Here is an 18,620-nt window from a genome sequence, read left to right on the forward strand (position 1 = left end):
GAAACGTGCGTTCCCCGCCGGCTAGCTGTTCGGGCCGCGATCCATGCTGACGGGCTGCCAGCGCCGGAGCGAGGTGTTCTGCAGCACCGACGGATTGACGCAGCTTACCGGCCACAGCCCGGAAAGCACCAGTGACAATTCGTAGCCCACGCGCCGCTTGCGCGCTTCATCGAAACGTGCAGATGCGGAGGCGACATGGGCGGTCAGCGTGACGTTGTCCATGCGGAGCAGGGGATTGTTGTGCGACGGCGGCTCCTTCTCCAGCACGTCGAGCGCAGCATGCGCGATCCAGCCTTCCTGCAGCGCCTTGATCAGCCCTTCCTCGTCCACCGTGGCGCCGCGTCCGGTGTTGATGAAGATCGCGCTCTTCTTCATCTGCCGGAAATGCTTCTCGGTGAGCATGTGATGCACCTCGGGCCGCGCCGGCGCGTGCATCGAGACGAAGTCGGATTGCGACAGCACCTCCGACAGCGTCGCCGGCAGCACGTTGTGTTCCGACATCAGCGTTTCCTGGATGAACGGATCGTAGGCGATCATCCGCAGGCCGAAAGGCGCGGCGCGCTTCGCCACCGCGCGTGCCACGCGTCCGAACGAGATGAAGCCGAGCGTCTGTCCCATCAGGCGCGGAATTTTCAGGAGCGCCGGGCGTCCTTCGGTCCAGCGTCCTTCGCGCACCATCTTGTCCTGCTCGACCAGGCGGCGGAAGCCGGCAAGCAAGAGCATCATGGCGTGATCGGCGACTTCCTCGATGAAGGTGTCGGGAATGTTGGTGACGGGGATGCCGCGGGCGGTTGCCGCCTTGACGTCGACGCTGTCGACGCCGACGCTGCCGAGCGTGATCACCTTGCAGTTCTCGAGCGCATCGATGACCGCCTTGGTGATCGGCATGCCCTTGGCGTAGATCGCGTCGGCCGTCTTGGCCGCGGCGATGAATTCGGTCTCGTTGGCGGGAGCCTCGATGATCTCAGCGCCGATCGGATCGAGCGCTTCCTTCTCATAGTCGTAGCCGCCGCCGGCCACCGTGAAGCTTGCGCCCTTCGGCGTCACCACCCTGAACTTCGACATCTCCTGCTCCCGATTTTCTTCTTTGGTTGTTGGTCGTTCTGCCGTCACCCGGCCGCGACAAGTCGTCGCTGCCGCGCCCTCGCGGGCCGAAGCGCCCCGCGCCGTTCCAGGTCGCCTTGAGCGCGGCGTTCCCGGGCTTTTACGGGGAAGCTTCGTAACCTGACGCTAAAGGCTCTCACATTAGGGTGGACCGAATCAATCCGCCAAACATGCAAGCGCGCCATTCCCGGAGACGCCCTGTGAAGCTGACCAACCTAAAGATCACCCCGAAACTCGGCATTTTGGTGGGGGTGACCATCCTCGGCCTCTGCGCCGCCGGCGTGCTGGCGGGCCATCTGATGCAGCGCGAAATGATGAACGCGCGCATCGATCAGACCAAGGCGATGGTCGAGATGGCCGTGAACATGGCAGCCGGCCTCAAGAAGGAGGTCGATGCCGGGCGGATGACCAAGGAGGCGGCGCTCGCCGAGCTCGGCAAGCGCGGCAATTCCATGACCTATGACAACGGCTCCGGCTATTTGTTCGGCACGTCCTATGACGGCATCACCGTCCTTGCGCCCGATCCCAAGCAGATCGGCACCAACCGTATGGACGTGGTCACCAACGGCCGCAGGTTGTCCCGCGAATTGATGGATGGCGTGAAGGCGAAGGGCGAAATCCTCCTCACCTATGAATATGTGCGGCCCGGCGAGCAGAAGCCGATCCGCAAGATCGGCTATGCCGTCGCCGTTCCCGGCTTCGACATGTATCTCGGCACCGGGGCCTATATCGACGATATCGATGCCAAGCTGGCGCCGATCGCGTGGCTGCTCGGCCTTTCGATCCTCGGCATCGCCATCATCTCCGGCTCGATCGCCTGGCTGATCGGCCGCAGCATCACCAGGCCGCTCGGCCAGCTCGGCACAAGGATGCGGGAACTCGCCGACGGCAAGCTCGATGGCGATATTCCCGGCGTCGGCCGGGGCGACGAGGTCGGCGCCATGGCGGCGACCGTGCAGATATTCAAGGACAATGCGGTTCGCATCCGCGGCCTCGAGCAGGCAGAGGCGGAGACGCAGGCCCGCGTTACGGCCGAACGCCGTGCCGCGATGGAGAATATCGCCAACGATTTCGAACGCAGCATCACCGGCGTGGTCCGTTCGGTCGCGACCGCCGCGGCCGGCATGCAGACCACGGCGCAATCGATGACGGCGACCGCGAGCGACGCCAGCGCGCGGGCTGCGACCGTCAGCGCGGCGTCCGAAAGCGCCTCGAACAATGTCGGCACCGTGGCTGCCGCGGCCGAGGAACTGTCGAGCTCGGTGACCGAGATCTCGCGCCAGGTCGCGCGGTCCAGCGAGATCGCGAGCAAGGCGGTGGGCGATGCCGAGCGCACCAACGCCACCGTGCAGGCGCTCTCCACCGGCGCGGAAAAGATCGGCGAGGTGGTGAAGCTGATCCACTCGATCGCCGCGCAGACCAACCTGCTCGCGCTCAACGCCACCATCGAAGCCGCGCGCGCCGGCGAATCCGGCCGCGGCTTTGCGGTGGTGGCTTCCGAAGTGAAGGCGCTCGCCAATCAGACCGCGAAAGCGACCGAGGAGATCTCCGCCCAGGTCGCCGCAATGCAGGCCTCGACCACGGAGGCGGTCGCCTCGATCGGCGGCATCAGCGAGACGATCGCCCAGATGAGCGAGATCACCGCCAGCATTTCGACCTCGGTCGACCAGCAGGGCGATGCGACGCGTGAGATCGCGCGCAATATCCAGCAGGTCGCGACAGGCTCCAGCGAGATCTCCACCCATATCGGCGGCGTCACCACGGCCGCCGCCGCCACCGGCACCGCGGCCTCCGACGTGCTGTCGAACGCCCGCGAGCTCGACACCCAGTCCGGAATGCTCCGCAACGCGGTCGACCAGTTCCTGGCCAAGGTGCGGGCGGCGTAGCGCATTCACCGTCATGCCCGGGCTTGTCCCGGGCATCCACGTCTTTGACTGCCTCCGCAAGTACGTGGATGGCCGGGACAAGCCCGGCCATGACGCAGAACATCAGAAGCGCGGCTTAAAGCTCACTGCTTCTCGATCCCGGCGTCTGTGATCAGCCGCTCCCAGAGCACGAGCTGTTCTTTCAGGAATGCGTCGAATTCCTCGGGCGTGCCCGAAAATGCTTCCATGCCGCGTTCGGCGAGCTGGCTCTTGATGTCCGGACGCTCGACGACCTTGCGGATCTCGGCGTTCAGCTTGACCACGATGTCCTTGGGCATGTTGGCCGGGCCGAGATAGCCCTGCCATGAGGTGATGTCGAAGCCCTTCACCGTGTCATCCATGGTCGGCAGCTCCGGCAGCAGCGCCGAGCGCCGCTTGGTGGTGACGGCGAGCGCCTTCAGCGCCTTGGCGTTGACATGCGGCAGCCCGGTCGGGACGTCGACGAACATCATGGAGACGCGGCCGGCGATGACGTCGGTGAGCGCGGGCGGCGAGCTCTTGTAGGGGACGTGCAAGAGATCGATGCCGGCGAGGCGGGCAAAGGTCGCGCCCGACACGATAGCTGACGAACTGCCGCTGGCGTAGGAGTATTTGCCGGGCTCCTTCTTGGCGAGCGCGATCAATTCGGCCACCGAATTTGCCGGGATGTCCGGATTGATCACCAGCATGAATGGCAAGTCGCCGGTGCGCGCGATCGGCGTGAAGTCCTTGACCGGGTCGTAGCTCATGGTCTTGAGCAGGAAAGGATTGGCCGAATGCGTCGTGTTGGTCGTCACGAACAGGGTGTAGCCGTCAGGCGCGGAGCGGGCGACGTAACTTGCCGCGATCGAGCCGTTGGCGCCCGCCTTGTTGTCGATCACCATGGTGACGCCGAGCGCAGTGCCGACCTCCTTCGAGATCAGGCGCGTCGTGGTGTCGGTGCCGCTACCGGCCGCAAACGGTAGCACCAGCGTGATGTTGCGGTTCGGGTAGCCCGGCGCCTGCGCCGTCGCCGCGCCGGATAGCAGCGCGAGCCCCGCGGATGCTGCTGCCGCGATGCGCCAATGGTGTTTCAGTCCCGAGATCATATCGTGCTTTCCTCCGCTGGGTTTGTGGCAGTTGGTTGCCGGGGAAACTACTCGGTCGCGGCTGAAAGCGGAAGGCGTTGCCGCGCCGCATTCACCGTTTGGCCGAGCCTCGTCGTGAGGCGATCACGACGCCGGCCAGCACCAGCGCGTAGCCGATCAGGTGAAACGGCTGCAGCGCCTCGCCGAGCAGGAAGATCGCCATCGCCGAGCCGAATACCGGCACCAAATGGAAGAACGGCGCGGCCCGGTTCGGTCCGATCAGCGCGATACCGCGGTTGAAGAACAGATAGGCCATTGCCGACGGGAAGATCAGGACATAGGCCAGCGTTCCCAGCGTGAGCGCGTCGAACTTGAGCGTGGCGCCGGTCATATATTCCCAGATCGAGCCGGGAACCAGCATCAAGGCGCCGCAGCCGGTGGTGAACGCGATCAGCGAGAGCTGATGCGTCACCGGGCGCCGCATCATCAGCGCGGAATAGAGTCCGAACGACAATAGCGCGGAGGCGAGCATCACATCGCCGCGATTGAAGCTGATGGAGGCGAGCGCGCCGAGGTCGCCGCGCAGAATGATGGTGAGCACACCGGCCAGCGAGAGGGTGATGCCGGCGAGCTGCGCGCCGGTCAGCCGCACGCCGAACAGCACCAGCGCCCACAGCGCAACGAACAGCGGCCCCGCCGACTGGATCAACAGCGCGTTGAGGGCCTCGGTGTATTGCAGCCCCCAATAGGAGATCGCATTGTTGAAGGCGAAGCCGGTCAATGAGAGCAGCAGCAATAGCGGCAGGCGGGCACGCAGCGTCGGCCAGTCACGCCGCAGATGCGGCCAGGCAAAGGGCAGCAGGATCAGGCTGGTGCCGAGCCAGCGCAGGCAGGACAGCGTCAGTGGCGGCACGTGATTGCCGACATAGCGTGCGATCACGATATTGCCGGCCCAGAACAGCGAGGTCAGGCTGAGCAGCAGATAGGGCTGGTTGTTGAGCCAGGCGATCGCGGAGCGGCGTGTGGGAGCGGATGCGGACGGCAAGGCGCGGAGGTCGGTCATGCTGCGGGACCTTTTTGCCGGATTCTCCGCGTGCGACAAGACGCTCCGGAAGAGAGCAGCCATGCGCGCTGCCGCTGGCGCGTCATGGAGGCGACATATGCGATGCTGAACTGCACAAGGAATCATCGGAGAGACGGATGGGCGTGGACCTCTTGAACGTCGAAGGCCTCAAGGCGCTGCAGCCGCACGAGCCGGTCGTGATGGTGAACCTGATGCGCTTTCGCGAGCGCTCGCTCGATGGCGAGGGCTCGGGCTGGGACGCCTATCTGCGCTACAGCGCGCTCACGGTGCCGATGATCAAGGCGCGCGGCGGCACGCTGCTCTGGACCGGCAATGCCAAAACGGTCGCGCTCGGCCGGCCAGACGGCAACCAGTGGGATTACCTGGCGCTGGTCCATTACCCCGCCGTCGCGGCCTTCATCGACATGATGACCTCGGCCGAGTACGAAACTCTCTGCGACCCTCACCGCCGCAACGCCTGCGCCGAGCACGTGATCGTCGCGACCAGCGAGGCCTACAGCAAGTTCAGGATGGGGTAGGGCCGAGCGGCGAGCTCGGATTGCCTCGCCCCGCGTGCGGGGAGAGGCCGGAATTCAAGCGCAGCTTGAATTCCGGGTGAGGAGGAGCCTCCGCGAGTTCGTCTATTTCCGTGCTTGCGGAGAGAGCCCCTCACCCCAACCCTCTCCCCGTAAGAACGGGGAGAGGGAGAAGCGATCTCAAAACTTCCGCACCAGGTCCGGCGTGATCTCGCCGATTGAACGGATGCCGAGCAGCGCGAGATCGCGGTCGATTTCGTCGCGTAACAATGTGATGGCGCGTGTCACGCCGGCTTCGCCGGCGGCGACCGCGGCATACAGGAACGGTCGCCCGACCCATACGAAGTCGGCGCCCAGCGCCAGGGCCTTGATGATGTCGGTGCCGCGGCGGATGCCGCCGTCGACCATCACGGTCATGCCGTTTGCCTTCGCGGCGATCTCCGGCAGCGTGCGCAGCGCGGAGACCGTGTAGTCGAGCTGGCGGCCGCCGTGGTTGGACAGCATCACTCCGTCGACGCCGCTTTCGCGCGCGATCCGCGCATCCTCCGGCGACACCAGGCCCTTGACCACCAGCTTGCCGTTCCAGCGCTTGCGGATCAGCTCGACATGCTTCCAGGCGAGCTGATCGCGTGCGCCGATGTTGCGGATCAGGTTCTTTGAGAGCACCGGCGGGCCGCGCTGCGCGTCCATGTTCTCGAAATGCGGCATGCCGTGATTGAGAACCGTGCGCGCCCAGGTGTTGAGCAGCCAATCCGGATGCGTGATCGTGTCCCAGAACACCCGCGGCGTGATCGCAAGCGGCACCTGGAAGCCGTTGCGGATGTTGTTCTCGCGGTTGGGCGCCACCGGCACGTCGGCGGTGACGACGAAGGTGTCGTAGCCGGCCGCAGCCACGCGGTCGACCAGAGGCTCGATGCGCGCGTCGACCCCGGCGAGATAGGCCTGGTACCATGCGGCCTCGTTCTCGCGGCGGACGTCCTCCAGCGTGATTAGCGAGGAGGCGGACAGGATCATCGGCACGTTCATCGCGGCGGCCGCCCGCGCCAGCACGATGTCGCCGCGATAGGCGCAGAGCGCGGACGAGCCCATCGGCGGAATCCCGAAGGGCGCGGCGTAGGTCTTGCCGAACAAGGTCGTGGTCTGGTCGCGGCCGGAGACGTCCTTGAGCACGCGCGGCACGAAGCCGTATTCCACGAAAGCCCTGCGGTTGTCGCGCTTGGCCGCATCGGTCTCGGCGCCACCGTCGATATAGCCGAACAGGAATTTCGGCAGCAGCCGTCGCGCGGCCGGCTCGAAATCGTCAAGCGTGAGATAGCGCTGCAGACGCCGCGGCACGGCGCTCTGGGCGCGGGATACCGTGGGCGGCGGCGCGGGCGGGCTGATCGTCTTGTCGTGCACAGCGGGCGTTTCCGTATTTGTTATGGTCGCGCTACGTTAGCGCCCGCCGCCGGTTCCGCCAAATTTTCGGTTCGCCTGGTTCACGGACTGGCTGATATCGCCGAGCATCTTCCTCGTGTCGGCCATCAGCGCGCCGGACTTCTTGTCGAAGCCCTCGATCAGTTCGCGCAGCGAGATCACGGTCGGCAGCAATTCGCCGCCATATTTGTCGCTGCCGAGGCTCTTCAGGAATGCTTCGGTGCGGCTCATGCCGTCGTCGACGGCACTGACGCCCGCCTCGGCGGTGCTGATGACGCTGCTGATCTTCTCGCCATTGCTCGACAGCGAGGCGGTGAAGGTCTCGAATCCCCGCAACGTGTCTTTGATCGCATCCTCATTGTCGTCGATGACCGTGTCGACATTGCGCAATACGGCACGGATCTTTTCCTGGATGCCCATCGTCCCCAGGGGATCGGCGGTCAATTCCGGAATGCCGTCGGCGCCGGTCGGCGGAAGCGGTGCCTCGTCGGTGCCGCCGGTGAAGGAGATCGCGGCAATGCCGGTCAGGCCCTGGAATTCGAGGCCGACCTGGGTGTCCTTCTTGATCGGCGCTGTTTTGTCGATCCGTGTCATCGCGATCACGCGGTGACGGTCGAGCCTGATCCACTCCACCTCGCCGATGCGCACGCCGGCGAAATTCACGCTGCCGCCGCGGCGCAGACCCGAGGCCGAACCCTCAAAGATCACCCGGAGCGGCACCTGCCGCTGGATTCCGGCATATTTGCGGTAACCGAGCCAGCCGCTCAGCGCGCCGGCGATCAACGCCAGCGCCAACGTCCCGATCATTACATTGCTGGCACGCACCATGTTTCGACCTTCGAAATGAGCTGCGAAAATAGCGGATTTGCGGCGGCCAGTCACCGCGGCGAGCGAACAATTCGGCAAGATCGTCGTGATGTTCCGTAACCACTTTGTACCGAGAGGCAAGAAAAGCGTAAAAAGATTGGTGCAAGGAAGCGAGCTGTGCAGGCCGGCGGGCAGCAGGCGGGGGAGACCAATGTCCAGCATGATCTCAGGAGATCGCCGCGGCGGCGTCACGAGCCGGCAACTCAATCGCCGCGACGCCCTGGCGGCAACGGTCGGCGGCGGCCTCGCGCTGTCGAGCCTGGCTCGTTCCGCAGGCGCCGGGGCAGGGCCCGCATCCGGCGTCCGCGTATTGCATTCGCCTGAGCAGCTCGCTTCGTCCTACGACCACATCATTGTCGGTGCAGGCTCGTCCGGTTGCGTCATGGCGCATCGACTCGCTGTCGCTGGACGACGGGTGCTCCTCATCGAGGCCGGCGGAGAAACGAAGCTGGCAGCGGTCAGGGATCCACAGGAGTGGCCCAAGCTGCAGGGTAGCGAGCTTGACTGGCGTTATTTGACGACCCCACAACCGGGGTTGGGAGGCCGCATTATCCGCTGTCCACGCGGCAGGGTCGTGGGCGGCTCCAGTACGATCAATGCTCTGGCCTATCAGCGCGGCCACCCGGCTGCCTATGACCGCTGGCCCGCCGGGTGGCGCGCGGCGGACCTTTTGCCATACTTCAAGCGCGCCGAGACTTTTTCCGGCGGTGCCAGTGCATGGCGGGGAGGCAGTGGTCCTCTCCACGTCCTGTCGCTCGCGGATGTCGGGGATCGCAATCCGGTGGCATCCGCCTTCGTCACGGCGTCACAAGACCTCGGATACCCGATGTCACCGGATATCGGAGGGGAGGTCACGACCGGCGTCGGCTGGAATCAACTCAGTATCAAGGACGGCGCCCGCCACGATGCGGCGACGGCGTATCTCGGAAGTCTCGAAGACGTGAGCGTCGATCTGCTGGTCGACACGGACGTGCTGGGACTCGTGATCGAAGGTGGACGGTGCATCGGCGTGCGGCTCGCCGAACGCATCTTGCGGGCCGCGAGCGAGGTGCTGCTTTGTGCCGGTGCGATCGATTCGCCACGCCTTTTGATGCTGTCGGGAATCGGCCCGGCCGACCAGCTCCGATCGTTCGGCATTCCCGTTGTCGTGGACCTGCCGGATGTCGGCGGCCATCTCCAGGACCATCCATTGGTCGCGGGCGTGGCGTATGCCGCACGGCGCGAGGTGCCGCGCTCGCACTACAACCATGCCGACGCTGTCCTCTACGTGCCGGGCACCGACCCAGATGACAGCCCGGAGCACCTTGTGATGTGCCTGTCCTTGCCGTTCGTCCTGCCGAGCGTCGGCCCGTTGCCTCCTCCGGCTTACGTGGTCGTTTCCTGCCTGATGCGGCCCCGCAGCCGCGGCAGCGTGAAACTCGCCTCCGGCGATCCGCGGGCTTCGGCTCTGATCGATCCGAACTATCTCTCCGAGCCGGCCGACATGGACCTTCTTGTCGAGGGCGTTTCTCTCGCCCGCGAGATCGGTGCCCGTGCAGCCTTTGCCGACTGGCGAGCCCGCGAAGTCTATCCGGGGCCCGAGGCAAAGACCGCCGGCGACATCCGCAAGTTCATTCGCGGCGCGACAGATTCATTTCATCACCCTGTCGGCACGTGCCGCATCGGGACCGTCGTCGACGAGGCTTTGCGCGTGAAAGGCGTGGCGGGCCTGCGCGTCATCGATGCCTCGGTGTTCCCCGGGATCCCGCAGGCGATGACCAATGCTGCCGCAATCGCAGTCGCCGAGAAGGCCAGCGATCTGGTGCTCGCGGGGTAGAGCAATCTCAAATGAACACTTTGTGCGCAGATCAGGCGGTCGTCGCCTCGCGGCACTACGATCGTAACGCGCTTCTTCCGCGCTGAAATCACGCTGTAACCCGTTCGTCCCCTCATGATGCGACACCGCTGCGCGAATGAGGAGAGACTGCGATGGTAGTCAGAGCGATCGGTAAACAGGCCGTAGTGATCGGTGCGAGCATGGCTGGTTTGGCCGCGGCGCGTGCGCTGGCCGACCACTTCGAACGGGTGATCGTGCTTGAGCGCGACCGCCTGCCTGAACAGGCAGTGCCGCGAGCGGGCACGCCGCAATCCCGGCATCTGCACGTTCTGCTGCCGGGCGGCCAGCGGGCGCTGACCGACCTGTTTCCGCATTTCGAGCGGGATCTGGCAAATGCCGGTTCGGTGCCGCTTCGAATGTCACGCGACGTGCGCATGGAGATCCCGGGTCTCGGTCCACTCCCGTCGCGTGATTTCGGCTGGTTCCTCTACTGCGCATCCCGTCCGCTGATCGAGCTGATCACGCGCCGACAGGCCGAGAGGCTGACCAACCTGACGATCCGGCCGGGATGCCGGGTGCTCGAGATCACCGCTACATCAGATGGCACCATGGTCACAGGCGTCATATGCGAAGATGCCGATGGGCGGCAGGAAACCCTCGCAGCCGATCTCGTTGTCGATGCTTCCGGACGTGGTGCGCCAACCTTGGCGCTGCTCCGTTCGACCAGGCAGCCGGTACCTGATGAAATCGTCATTGGTGTCGATCTCCATTATACGACGACGACCTTCGCCATTCCCCAGGATGCATCCACCGATTGGGGAGGCGTCGCCACTCATCCCCATGCGCCGGAACGCAGCCGCGGCGGCTATCTGATGCCGATCGAAGGCAACCGCTGGGTCGTGACGCTCTCGGGACGGCTCGGCGAACAGCCGCCGGCTGAGCCGGACGGCTTCATGGATTATGCCAGGCGTCTCGAGACGCAGACGGTCTACAACGCCATTGCGCACGCCGAGCGGCAGGGCGGATTCGAGCGCTATGCCTTCCCAGCCAGCGTATGGCGTCGTTTCGACCGGCTAAGCGCATTCCCGCGCGGCCTGCTGCCGATCGGCGATTCGATCTGCCGCTTCAACCCGGTCTATGGCCAGGGCATGAGCGCGGCGGCGCAGGAAGCTCGCCTTCTGAGGCAGCTTCTGCAGGGGCGCGCGACCAAGGCCGATCCGCTTGCCGGACTGGCGCTGGCGTTCTTTTCCGAAAGCCTGCCATTGGTCGAGGGTCCCTGGAACATGTCGGCGATCCCGGATCTGGTCTATCCCGAGACACGCGGCGAGCGCCCGGTGGATTTCGAGAGCCGGCTCCAATATAACGGAGCCCTGCTTCGGGCCGCGATGCGCGATCCTGCCGTTCACCGGCTGCTCGCAGAGGTTCAGCAATTGCTGAAGCCGCCAAGCGCTCTCCAGGAGCCGGCCGTCGAGCGGCTCGTTCAGCTTGAACTGTCCCAAATGGCTGCCGAATAGCTCAGCCCTCCGCGAGGTTGAAAAGGGCGAAGCTTCGTTGCGGCAGGGTTGTCAATGAAGGCTGTCAATGAAGCTCGCCAAGCAAGGCTCTGGCGTTGCGCAAGTCGCGTGTGTCAAAACCTTCGGTGAACCAATCGTAGACCGGGGCGAGAAGGTCGTGGGCCGTTTCTCTCTTGCCCTGCTCAGCCAAAAGCCGTGCCAGGCTCATGGCTGCGCGCAATTCCCACGACTTGGCCTGCTGTGCGCGCGCAAGAGTGAGGGATCGCTCGAAATATGCTTTCGCTTTCGCCACGTCACGCTGCGGCGATTTGAGCGCGATTTCGCCGGCAACGCGATGCGCCTCAGCCTCACACCACTTTTCCTTGGTGACTTGCATCGCCGCCATTGCCTTGTCGATGCAGCGCCAGGCATCGTCGAATTGGCCCGAATCCGCATGCGCGATTGCCAGCATGAACTGGTGCTCCGGCGTGAATATGGTCGATCCGGCCGATCGCCATAAATCGATGCCCAACGTGACCGTCTCGACTGCCTCCGTGGCTCGTCCCATGAGGGTGAGGACATAGCCTCGCCGCAACACCCCTTCTGCCTTTCGGAATGGCGCGCGCTTCTCCTCCGCCAGGCTGGCAAGTTCCTTGAGATACTCGTTTGCCGCGTCATAATTTCCGCAATAGGTGTTCACAAGAATTGGGAAGTTCAGCGTGAACATCAAAGTGGCGGCATGTTCAATCTGGCGCGCTTCCATCAGCGCGCAGTCTGCATCCCTGAGCGCAGCATCGGGATAGCCGAGCTGCCACAACGCCATTGAACGAAAGCCCAGGCACGTCATCCGGAGGTCCTGGCCGAAGCGCGTCATCAATCGCCGGTGCTCGGCCGGACGGTAAAGCGCCAGCGCCTCGTTGTAGTGCGCCAGAGCCTTGACCTGGTCCCCCATGAACGCGAGCGTACTCCCCATGGTGCGGTGTCCGACCATGAGCGGTACCGTCGTCCCGTCCTTCTCACCGAGAGCAAGAAACCGCGCGGCGAGCTCCCGCGCAGCCTCGCCGTCAAAGCTGATGAAATTGACGAGCCATTGCCCGAACAGCGCCGAAAGCAGCAATGAGGCGTCGTCGGGAGATTCTCCGAGCTGTTCCGCCTGCTCGATCAGCGCTCTCACCTGAGCCACGGCAGCCTTGGTTTCGGGCGCGCTATATCCCTTGACATGCATGAGCGTGTTCACGAGCGCGGTTTGCCAAATGATCTGCTCGCGCCGCAGATCGGGCGTGCTGGGCAAGGTCGCGATCTGCGCCAGGGCGTGGGTAAGTTGTTCTGCGGCTTCGGCCAGTGCCGAGCGCTCCTGTGAGCGTTGTCCCGCCTTGCCCCAGAGGAACGCGGACTTCTCGATCAGGTCGGCATTCATGTAATGACGCGCCAGCAACTCGGGCTGGCTTTCGGCGATTTCGGGAAACTCTCTCTCGAGGACTTCGGCGATGCGCGCATGCAGCACGCGCCGTGGCTCGCGCAATAGCGTGCTGTAAGCTGCGTCCTGCACCAGCGCATGCTTGAACAGATAGCTCGCATGCGGCGGGATGCCCTGCCGAAACAGCAAACCCGCCGCTACCAGCCGGTCAAGCGCGCCGGCCAATTCCGCCGGCGGCTTTCGCACCACCGCGGCCAGCAACATGTGGGGAAATTCCCGGCCAATTGCCGCGCCAACCTGCGCTATATCTTTCGCCGAGCCGAGCCGGTCGAGCCGCGACATCAACGAGGCCTGCAGGCTGGCCGGGACCGGCACCACCGACTTTGGCTTTGCTGCGGCGGCCCGCTGCGCTTCGTTCTCGCCCTCCGCATCCAGCACCGCCTTGGTCATTTCCTCCGCGAACAGCGGAACGCCGTCGCTGCGCTCGATGATGTCCTGGCGGATGCCTGTCGGCAGCGACCAGATGCCGACGACTTCCTTGATGAGGGAAGCGATGTCGCGCCGCGTCAGCCGATTGAGCGTCAGCGCAGCCACATGCGACCGTCCGATCCAGGGCGGGCTGAATTCCGGCCTGAAAGTGACGAGCATCAAGAGCCGGTGTCCGGCGACCAGATCCACCACCCGGGCAAACAATTCGAGGCTGGTTGGATCGGTCCAATGCGCATCTTCGACAATCATCAGCACGGGACTGATCCGCGCCAGCGCCTCGAGCTGCGAACAGAGAGCTGCCAGCGTTTTCTGACGACGGAGCTGCGGCTCGACTTCGACCGGAGGGTAGCGCCCATCGTTGGGCAACGACAGCAATTCGGCGATCAGGGATGCATCCTCAGGCGGCGTCGAGCTCTGTGCCAGCAGCGCGTCGAGCTTGTCCAGTTTCGATTGCGGGCCGTCATCGTCTTCCAATGCGGCGACGCGCATCAACTGGCTGATGACCGGATGAAGCGCGCTGTCGGTGTGTTGCGGCGAACAGACGTAACGCAGGCGTATGTGCGGCTCGAGCGCAAGTTGCTGCAACAGTCCGAAGGTGAGCCGTGATTTGCCGATCCCCGCTTCGCCGGAAATCAGCACTACCTGACCTTCGCCGGCCTTGGCTCTTGACCAGCGCCGAAGCAGCAACTCGAGTTCTTCTTCCCGCCCCACCAGCGGCGTCAGGGCACCCGCGTGCAGTGCCTCAAAGCGGCTCGCCACCGAGCTGGGTCGCAGTGCCGCCCAAACGCGCACATCGCCCTGGATACCCTTGAGGTCTCTTGTCCCGAGATCCTGCAGCTCGAACAGATTTCCGAGCAGCCTCCGGGTGCCGTCAGCAATGACCACCATGTTGGGTGACGCGGCCTGTTGCAGCCGCGCGGCCAGGTTTGGAGTTTCACCGACAATGCCGCGCTCCTGAGCGTTGCCCGACCCGCTGAGATCTCCCACGATCACCACCCCGGTCGCAATCCCGATGCGGATTTGCAGAACGACCGGAGCCTTGAGGGCGGAAATCGCCGAGATCAGCTCCAGCCCGGCCCGTACCGCACGCTCCGGATCATCCTCGTGTGCCTCCGGATAGCCGAAATAGATGAGAGCGCCGTCGCCCATATATTTCGCCACGAAGCCGTCGAAGCGTCGCACGGTCTTCGTGACACATTTCTGGTAGGTTGAAATGATGTCTCGCAAATCCTCCGGATCCATGCGCGTCGAAAGTTCCGTCGAGCCCACGAGGTCGACGAACATCACGGTGACCTGACGGCGCTCCGCCGTGTCGGGCGCCTTCGGTTCCACCGAGGCTACGGCGCGCTCGGGTGCAGCCTGCGTGGGGGCTGGCGGCTCGCCGATGGCTGCAAGGATTTTCCGCCGGTGCCCGAGCGGAATTGCGATGTCCTTCAGGTCGTCGTCCGTCAGGTGGGGCAGAACGGACACGTCAATCGCGTGGTCGGCAAAACGCTGCGCGTATTGCCCGAGACCAAGTCGATCAAGCCACTCGGCAATCTCCTGCACGTCGCCTCCCGGCTGAGCTGCTGTCAATCATGGCCTTGCCGGCCGACCTGTGTTCCCGCGCGGCTACGGGACAAAAGGTGTGCGCTCGCCACGCCACTATCGATCGGAACGCCGCACTTGCGAGGCAGCCGGCCCATTCGCCGCGCCTCCGAAAGGAAAATGAACTTTGCATCCGGGCTCGTCAGGGCCCCAGGTTGAATTACCGCAGATTACATCGATTGAGAGTGAAATGCCGCACAGATCAGACGGCCAACGTCATTGCGCCGATTGTTCCGGTGGCGGTCAAAAGGCGCCGTCTTGGGCAGTGGCCGGTCGCTTCCGCCTATCCCGGATCACCGTTCCCCGAGAGGATCTGGGCCGCGCCGCCGATGCCGCGGCGGAAGGCTTCATCAAATGTGACGCCGCGAAGCTGCCATCGGTGCGTCCGGCCATTCCAGTCCATCCGCCACTCCGTCGCCCATCCGAGCTCCGACTCGTCCCACTTTAGCCGTCCGACTAGGACGACTTCGCCACCCCGTTCGGCTGCCACAGATGCCAATGTCGAGGATGCCATCGTCAAGAGCTCAGCGGCATTGATATTGGCTTTCGCCAATGCCGCGACATCGGGCAGCACGATCATCATGCCCCGCTTCAGGGCGGCGGCGAGAAGCGAGTCACGTTGCAGGTCGGACTGCCTTGCATCCGATGTGGCGATATATTGTCTTGAGCCCTGCTCCATCCCGACAAAAACGCCAAGGATCGGGCGGCGCGAAAGCCAGGGCCTGACGCCGAGCGAGTTGAGAACATCGTTGATCTTGTTGTCGTCGAAATCGACGATCAAATCGTACGGCCGGTCGCGGGTGCCCTGCTCGTCGCGCTTCGGCTTGCCGGACATCTGGTCGTGGTAGCTATAGGCGCCGACGAAATCGGCCGCGCGCGATTTGTACGCATCTAGCCGAGGATCGCTCTCGAGTTTGAGGGCTCCGGAAACCTTGACGAGAACGTCCTCGAGACAAGCGGCAAAGCCGATGATGCGATCGGCTTCGCCCTCTCCCGTGACGATTGTCTGTGCGCGATAGAGATTCTCCGCTGCGACTGCAGATGTGCCGGGCCAGTTCGCCAGGACAGCCATCAGCGATATCTTGACGATGAGGGCGACCACACCTGGACATCGCACGATCATCTCTTAACAGCGCCAAGAGTAAGAGAAGGAGGGTTGACGATGCCGAGCCGCTTGGTGGCCATACGGCGGCAATACCCCAGCCAGCACTACATTGTAGTGCTGATCGATCCGCAGGGCTTGAAGGTCTGGATCGAGCGCCCGTGCAAGCACCCTTCGTGTTTCTGGGCGAAGGCAAGCAAGCCCATGATAATCAAAGCCACCAAGACACCTCCGGCCACGAGGTTCTGCATCATGGCTGTCACTCCACGGGGTTGGCAGACTACGCATTAGGTGACCGCTGCCAAGGATGATGAACACGCCGGGCGCGGCCGTCAATACGCCACACGACCGATCGAGCCTGGTCGACCGGAGGCTGGAAGGCGGGACACGACCCAAAATTCCCGGCGCTCCGAGCGGCCACTTCCGAGGGGCAGATAGCCGAGGTTCGATGATGCACCTTGGAAGCTCACTCACATCGGCTCGATCTCTCCGGGACGCCACCTCTTGTCGAGCCAAGGTTCGACCGGCCCGTAAAGGCGCAGCTGCGTGCTGCAGCCCTTCACGCGAGCCTCAGCGTCCAGCGACGGCAAAGGTCGTTCTGATGCGTGCGCTGGGTGAAATCAAAACCGGTGCCGGGCAGCAACGTTGATCGAGATCAACACAAGTCCGCTGTGGGGCAAGGCGGCGCTCGAGGCGTGTGAGTGAGGCGTTTCGCAAGCGCCCCCAGCGGCGATCAAATCCATCACAAACTCTTGTTGGACTAAGGCTGCGACGAAATCGATCTGGAAAGATGAGCGAGCCTGTTGGGGTCCGCTCACTCGTTCCTGGTAAACCTCTGCACGGAGAATCGCGATGATGGCCGACAAATCACGACGTGCCGTTCTCGCTTACGCAATGTTGGCCGTGAGGACCATCGCGCTTGGCACTCCCACTGCGCTTGCAGCCAACGCAGTGGATGTCCCTACCAAATATTTGGTTCGTTCGAGCGCGCCCGTGCGCCACGTGGATTGCACCTCTGCCCCGCGAGCCGCTCAACCTGCCAAGAATGCCCATGATCCATTCGCATCCATGTTGTTGGGATGACAAGCCCGTCGAGCTTGGTCGTCACAACATGCTGAACAATTTACCGAGCAGGCTGATTCACACGCTCGGTAACGTTTTCCCATTCTGATGAGCGGCGCTTCTGTCTGAGCCTCGATAGCTGATTGAGAGCGAGCCATGTCAAGAAACATTCTCCTTGGGGTCGCATTGGCTGTAGCGTCGTTAGCGCTGGCGAACATCGGATCTGCAGAGGACGCCCCGCCCGTTCACAAGGAGCCATGGCCGATTCGCAATGGTCGCAATTACCAGCCAACCGAGCGTGAGCTGAGAGCCTTGCATCAGAAGGATGTCACGCCCAACCAGGCGCGCGAGATCGACCGATTGTATGATCAACTCCTGGCGAGTAGTGAAAAAATTCGCAAGCGGCATCCCGCACCGAAAGAATGATCGCGCTGTTGCCGAAACCGCGCGAGAGCGGCGTGCAGCGTCGCGGTGCCGCCGAAAAGTTTGAGTGTCGACAGGCGTAGACTCCCTACGCAGTCGGGCTGGCGAGGTCTGCCAGCCCGACTCATTGTCGTTATTGGAACGTGCCAGTAGCGGTATTGGGCATGCAGGGGGGTACAATATAGGGATCCGAGGCAAATGCGCCGACGTCTGGAGCCCGCACACAGTCCATAACGCCCCTATGGACCTTGGTCGTGGCGTGCCGCGCCGCGACATCGTTGCGTGCAGCCATGGCCTGCGTTGTGAATACGGCGGCTGCGATGAGCGTGGCCGATACGAAGGTCATTTTGGTCATTGGTTTCTCCATATGATGACAGAAGCCAAGGAAGCGCTCGGCTCCCTATTGTGAAGAGCGGCCGGCCTTCGGAAATATTTCATCATGCGCCCTCAACGAAGCGTGACCTTCTGCGCACGCTGCGCGGCGCGCCGAGCACACTTGACGCTGCCGCATCGAGGCTGAGCATCGGCGCTGGCAGACTGCGATCGCATCACTGCTGTCCGTCGCCGTCTCGCCGTTACGGAAGTGGCCCAGCCTTGCCGTGAACCCATGCGATGTCTGCCTCATTGAGGCAGATGGCAAACCGCCAAACGTTTGCGTGATCGGGAAATATCGAGGCTCCGATCTCGGTCTCCCTTTCAGAAACGCACATGCTTCCGTTCAAGATAGCTCGCGATCCAGACAGCACGTTCACCTCGCGAAGCGGGATCAATTCGTCTCGTCCCTCGCCGGACTACAATCGATCCATGCAGGAGAAACGAAAATGATTTCATTCAAAGCTCTTGCAGCGGCCGCGCTGCTGTCCGCCACCGCAGCGACGTCGGCATTCGCGCAAGCTCCCGCGCAGGACGCTGCGAGCAGCAGCGCCCTGTATATGAAAAATCGGCGGGACTCCGGGTATAATCCGAGGAACGACTTCAATCCGGACGGGACCATGAGGGCAGCCATCCAGGAGCCGGGATCATTCTCGTTCTATTATCCCAACCTGGACGTTCTGAATGGAGGGGCGCCAACTCCTGCCGCCAGGATGTCTCCCGGCTGGCCCGCGTTGAAGGGCGCGTGTGCGTCGGCTGGCGGCGGCATCTCTTATTGCGGCCGCCGCTAGAGCATGATCCGGAAATGTAGAGGCCGGTTTTCCCTCGCGACAAACGCGAAGCGTTTGCGCGGAGATCATGCTCAAACAAAGAGCTAGAGCGGGATGACGATTCGAAGAAAA

15 protein-coding genes are annotated in these 18,620 nt (G+C 63.6%); 6 read left to right on the forward strand and 9 right to left on the reverse strand.

The features are described from left to right. Nucleotides 1-21: 21 nt before the first annotated feature. Complete coding sequence (locus ACZXDY_RS11960; protein ID WP_464345612.1) at nt 22-1,065, reverse strand: C-terminal binding protein; 1,044 nt, start codon at nt 1,063-1,065, stop codon at nt 22-24. Nucleotides 1,066-1,304: 239 nt separating this feature from the next. On the opposite strand from ACZXDY_RS11960, the gene ACZXDY_RS11965 reads away from it, so the two are divergent. Continuing rightward, a complete protein-coding gene (locus ACZXDY_RS11965) occupies nt 1,305-2,990 on the forward strand; it encodes a methyl-accepting chemotaxis protein (RefSeq protein WP_028163832.1) in 1,686 nt (561 codons plus the stop codon). A gap of 122 nt (nt 2,991-3,112) precedes the next feature. Here the strand turns inward: ACZXDY_RS11965 and ACZXDY_RS11970 are convergent, their stop codons facing one another. Continuing rightward, nucleotides 3,113-4,096, reverse strand: a complete 984-nt coding sequence (locus tag ACZXDY_RS11970; protein WP_464345613.1) for a Bug family tripartite tricarboxylate transporter substrate binding protein — start codon at nt 4,094-4,096, stop codon at nt 3,113-3,115. 91 nt (nt 4,097-4,187) lie between these two features. Next, nucleotides 4,188-5,138, reverse strand: a complete 951-nt coding sequence (locus ACZXDY_RS11975; RefSeq protein ID WP_464345614.1) for a DMT family transporter — start codon at nt 5,136-5,138, stop codon at nt 4,188-4,190. A gap of 137 nt (nt 5,139-5,275) precedes the next feature. Here ACZXDY_RS11975 and ACZXDY_RS11980 point away from each other — a divergent pair, with 137 nt between their 5' ends. Next, nucleotides 5,276-5,677: a DUF1330 domain-containing protein gene (locus ACZXDY_RS11980; protein WP_464345615.1), complete on the forward strand. Its 402-nt coding sequence runs from the start codon at nt 5,276-5,278 to the stop codon at nt 5,675-5,677. Between the two features lie 177 nt (nt 5,678-5,854). On the opposite strand, the gene ACZXDY_RS11985 is transcribed toward ACZXDY_RS11980, so the two are convergent. Continuing rightward, nucleotides 5,855-7,009 carry an alpha-hydroxy acid oxidase gene (locus ACZXDY_RS11985; protein WP_464345632.1) on the reverse strand — a complete coding sequence of 385 codons (1,155 nt, stop codon included), beginning with the start codon at nt 7,007-7,009 and terminating at the stop codon, nt 5,855-5,857. A 99-nt stretch (nt 7,010-7,108) separates the two neighbouring features. Next, entirely contained in the window at nt 7,109-7,918 is an 810-nt protein-coding gene (locus ACZXDY_RS11990; protein WP_464345616.1) for an MlaD family protein, read from the reverse strand. Between the two features lie 190 nt (nt 7,919-8,108). Here ACZXDY_RS11990 and ACZXDY_RS11995 point away from each other — a divergent pair, with 190 nt between their 5' ends. Further along, a complete protein-coding gene (locus ACZXDY_RS11995; protein ID WP_464345617.1) occupies nt 8,109-9,773 on the forward strand; it encodes a GMC family oxidoreductase in 1,665 nt (554 codons plus the stop codon). 152 nt (nt 9,774-9,925) lie between these two features. Continuing rightward, nucleotides 9,926-11,287, forward strand: a complete 1,362-nt coding sequence (locus ACZXDY_RS12000) for an NAD(P)/FAD-dependent oxidoreductase (RefSeq protein ID WP_464345618.1) — start codon at nt 9,926-9,928, stop codon at nt 11,285-11,287. Between the two features lie 64 nt (nt 11,288-11,351). Here ACZXDY_RS12000 and ACZXDY_RS12005 read toward each other — a convergent pair whose 3' ends face one another. The 3 genes from ACZXDY_RS12005 to ACZXDY_RS12015 all read right to left on the reverse strand — a co-directional run bounded on the left by ACZXDY_RS12005 (nt 11,352) and on the right by ACZXDY_RS12015 (nt 16,115). Further along, complete coding sequence (locus ACZXDY_RS12005) at nt 11,352-14,720, reverse strand: adenylate/guanylate cyclase domain-containing protein (protein ID WP_464345619.1); 3,369 nt, start codon at nt 14,718-14,720, stop codon at nt 11,352-11,354. A gap of 322 nt (nt 14,721-15,042) precedes the next feature. Then, nucleotides 15,043-15,861, reverse strand: a complete 819-nt coding sequence (locus ACZXDY_RS12010; RefSeq protein WP_464345620.1) for a DUF2066 domain-containing protein — start codon at nt 15,859-15,861, stop codon at nt 15,043-15,045. A 107-nt stretch (nt 15,862-15,968) separates the two neighbouring features. After that, nucleotides 15,969-16,115 (reverse strand): hypothetical protein, encoded by a 147-nt coding sequence (locus ACZXDY_RS12015; RefSeq protein ID WP_155255165.1) that lies wholly within the window; start codon nt 16,113-16,115, stop codon nt 15,969-15,971. Between the two features lie 964 nt (nt 16,116-17,079). Here ACZXDY_RS12015 and ACZXDY_RS12020 point away from each other — a divergent pair. Then, the gene (locus ACZXDY_RS12020) at nt 17,080-17,349 is read left to right on the forward strand and encodes a hypothetical protein (protein WP_464345621.1); all 270 of its coding nucleotides are present in this window, start codon (nt 17,080-17,082) and stop codon (nt 17,347-17,349) included. Between the two features lie 130 nt (nt 17,350-17,479). Here ACZXDY_RS12020 and ACZXDY_RS12025 read toward each other — a convergent pair whose 3' ends face one another. Then, nucleotides 17,480-17,701: a hypothetical protein gene (locus tag ACZXDY_RS12025; protein ID WP_464345622.1), complete on the reverse strand. Its 222-nt coding sequence runs from the start codon at nt 17,699-17,701 to the stop codon at nt 17,480-17,482. Nucleotides 17,702-18,167: 466 nt separating this feature from the next. On the opposite strand from ACZXDY_RS12025, the gene ACZXDY_RS12030 reads away from it, so the two are divergent. Continuing rightward, nucleotides 18,168-18,509 (forward strand): hypothetical protein, encoded by a 342-nt coding sequence (locus tag ACZXDY_RS12030; RefSeq protein ID WP_464345623.1) that lies wholly within the window; start codon nt 18,168-18,170, stop codon nt 18,507-18,509. Nucleotides 18,510-18,620 lie beyond the last annotated feature (111 nt).

It is taken from the genome of Bradyrhizobium sp. LeoB3 (assembly GCF_055456055.1).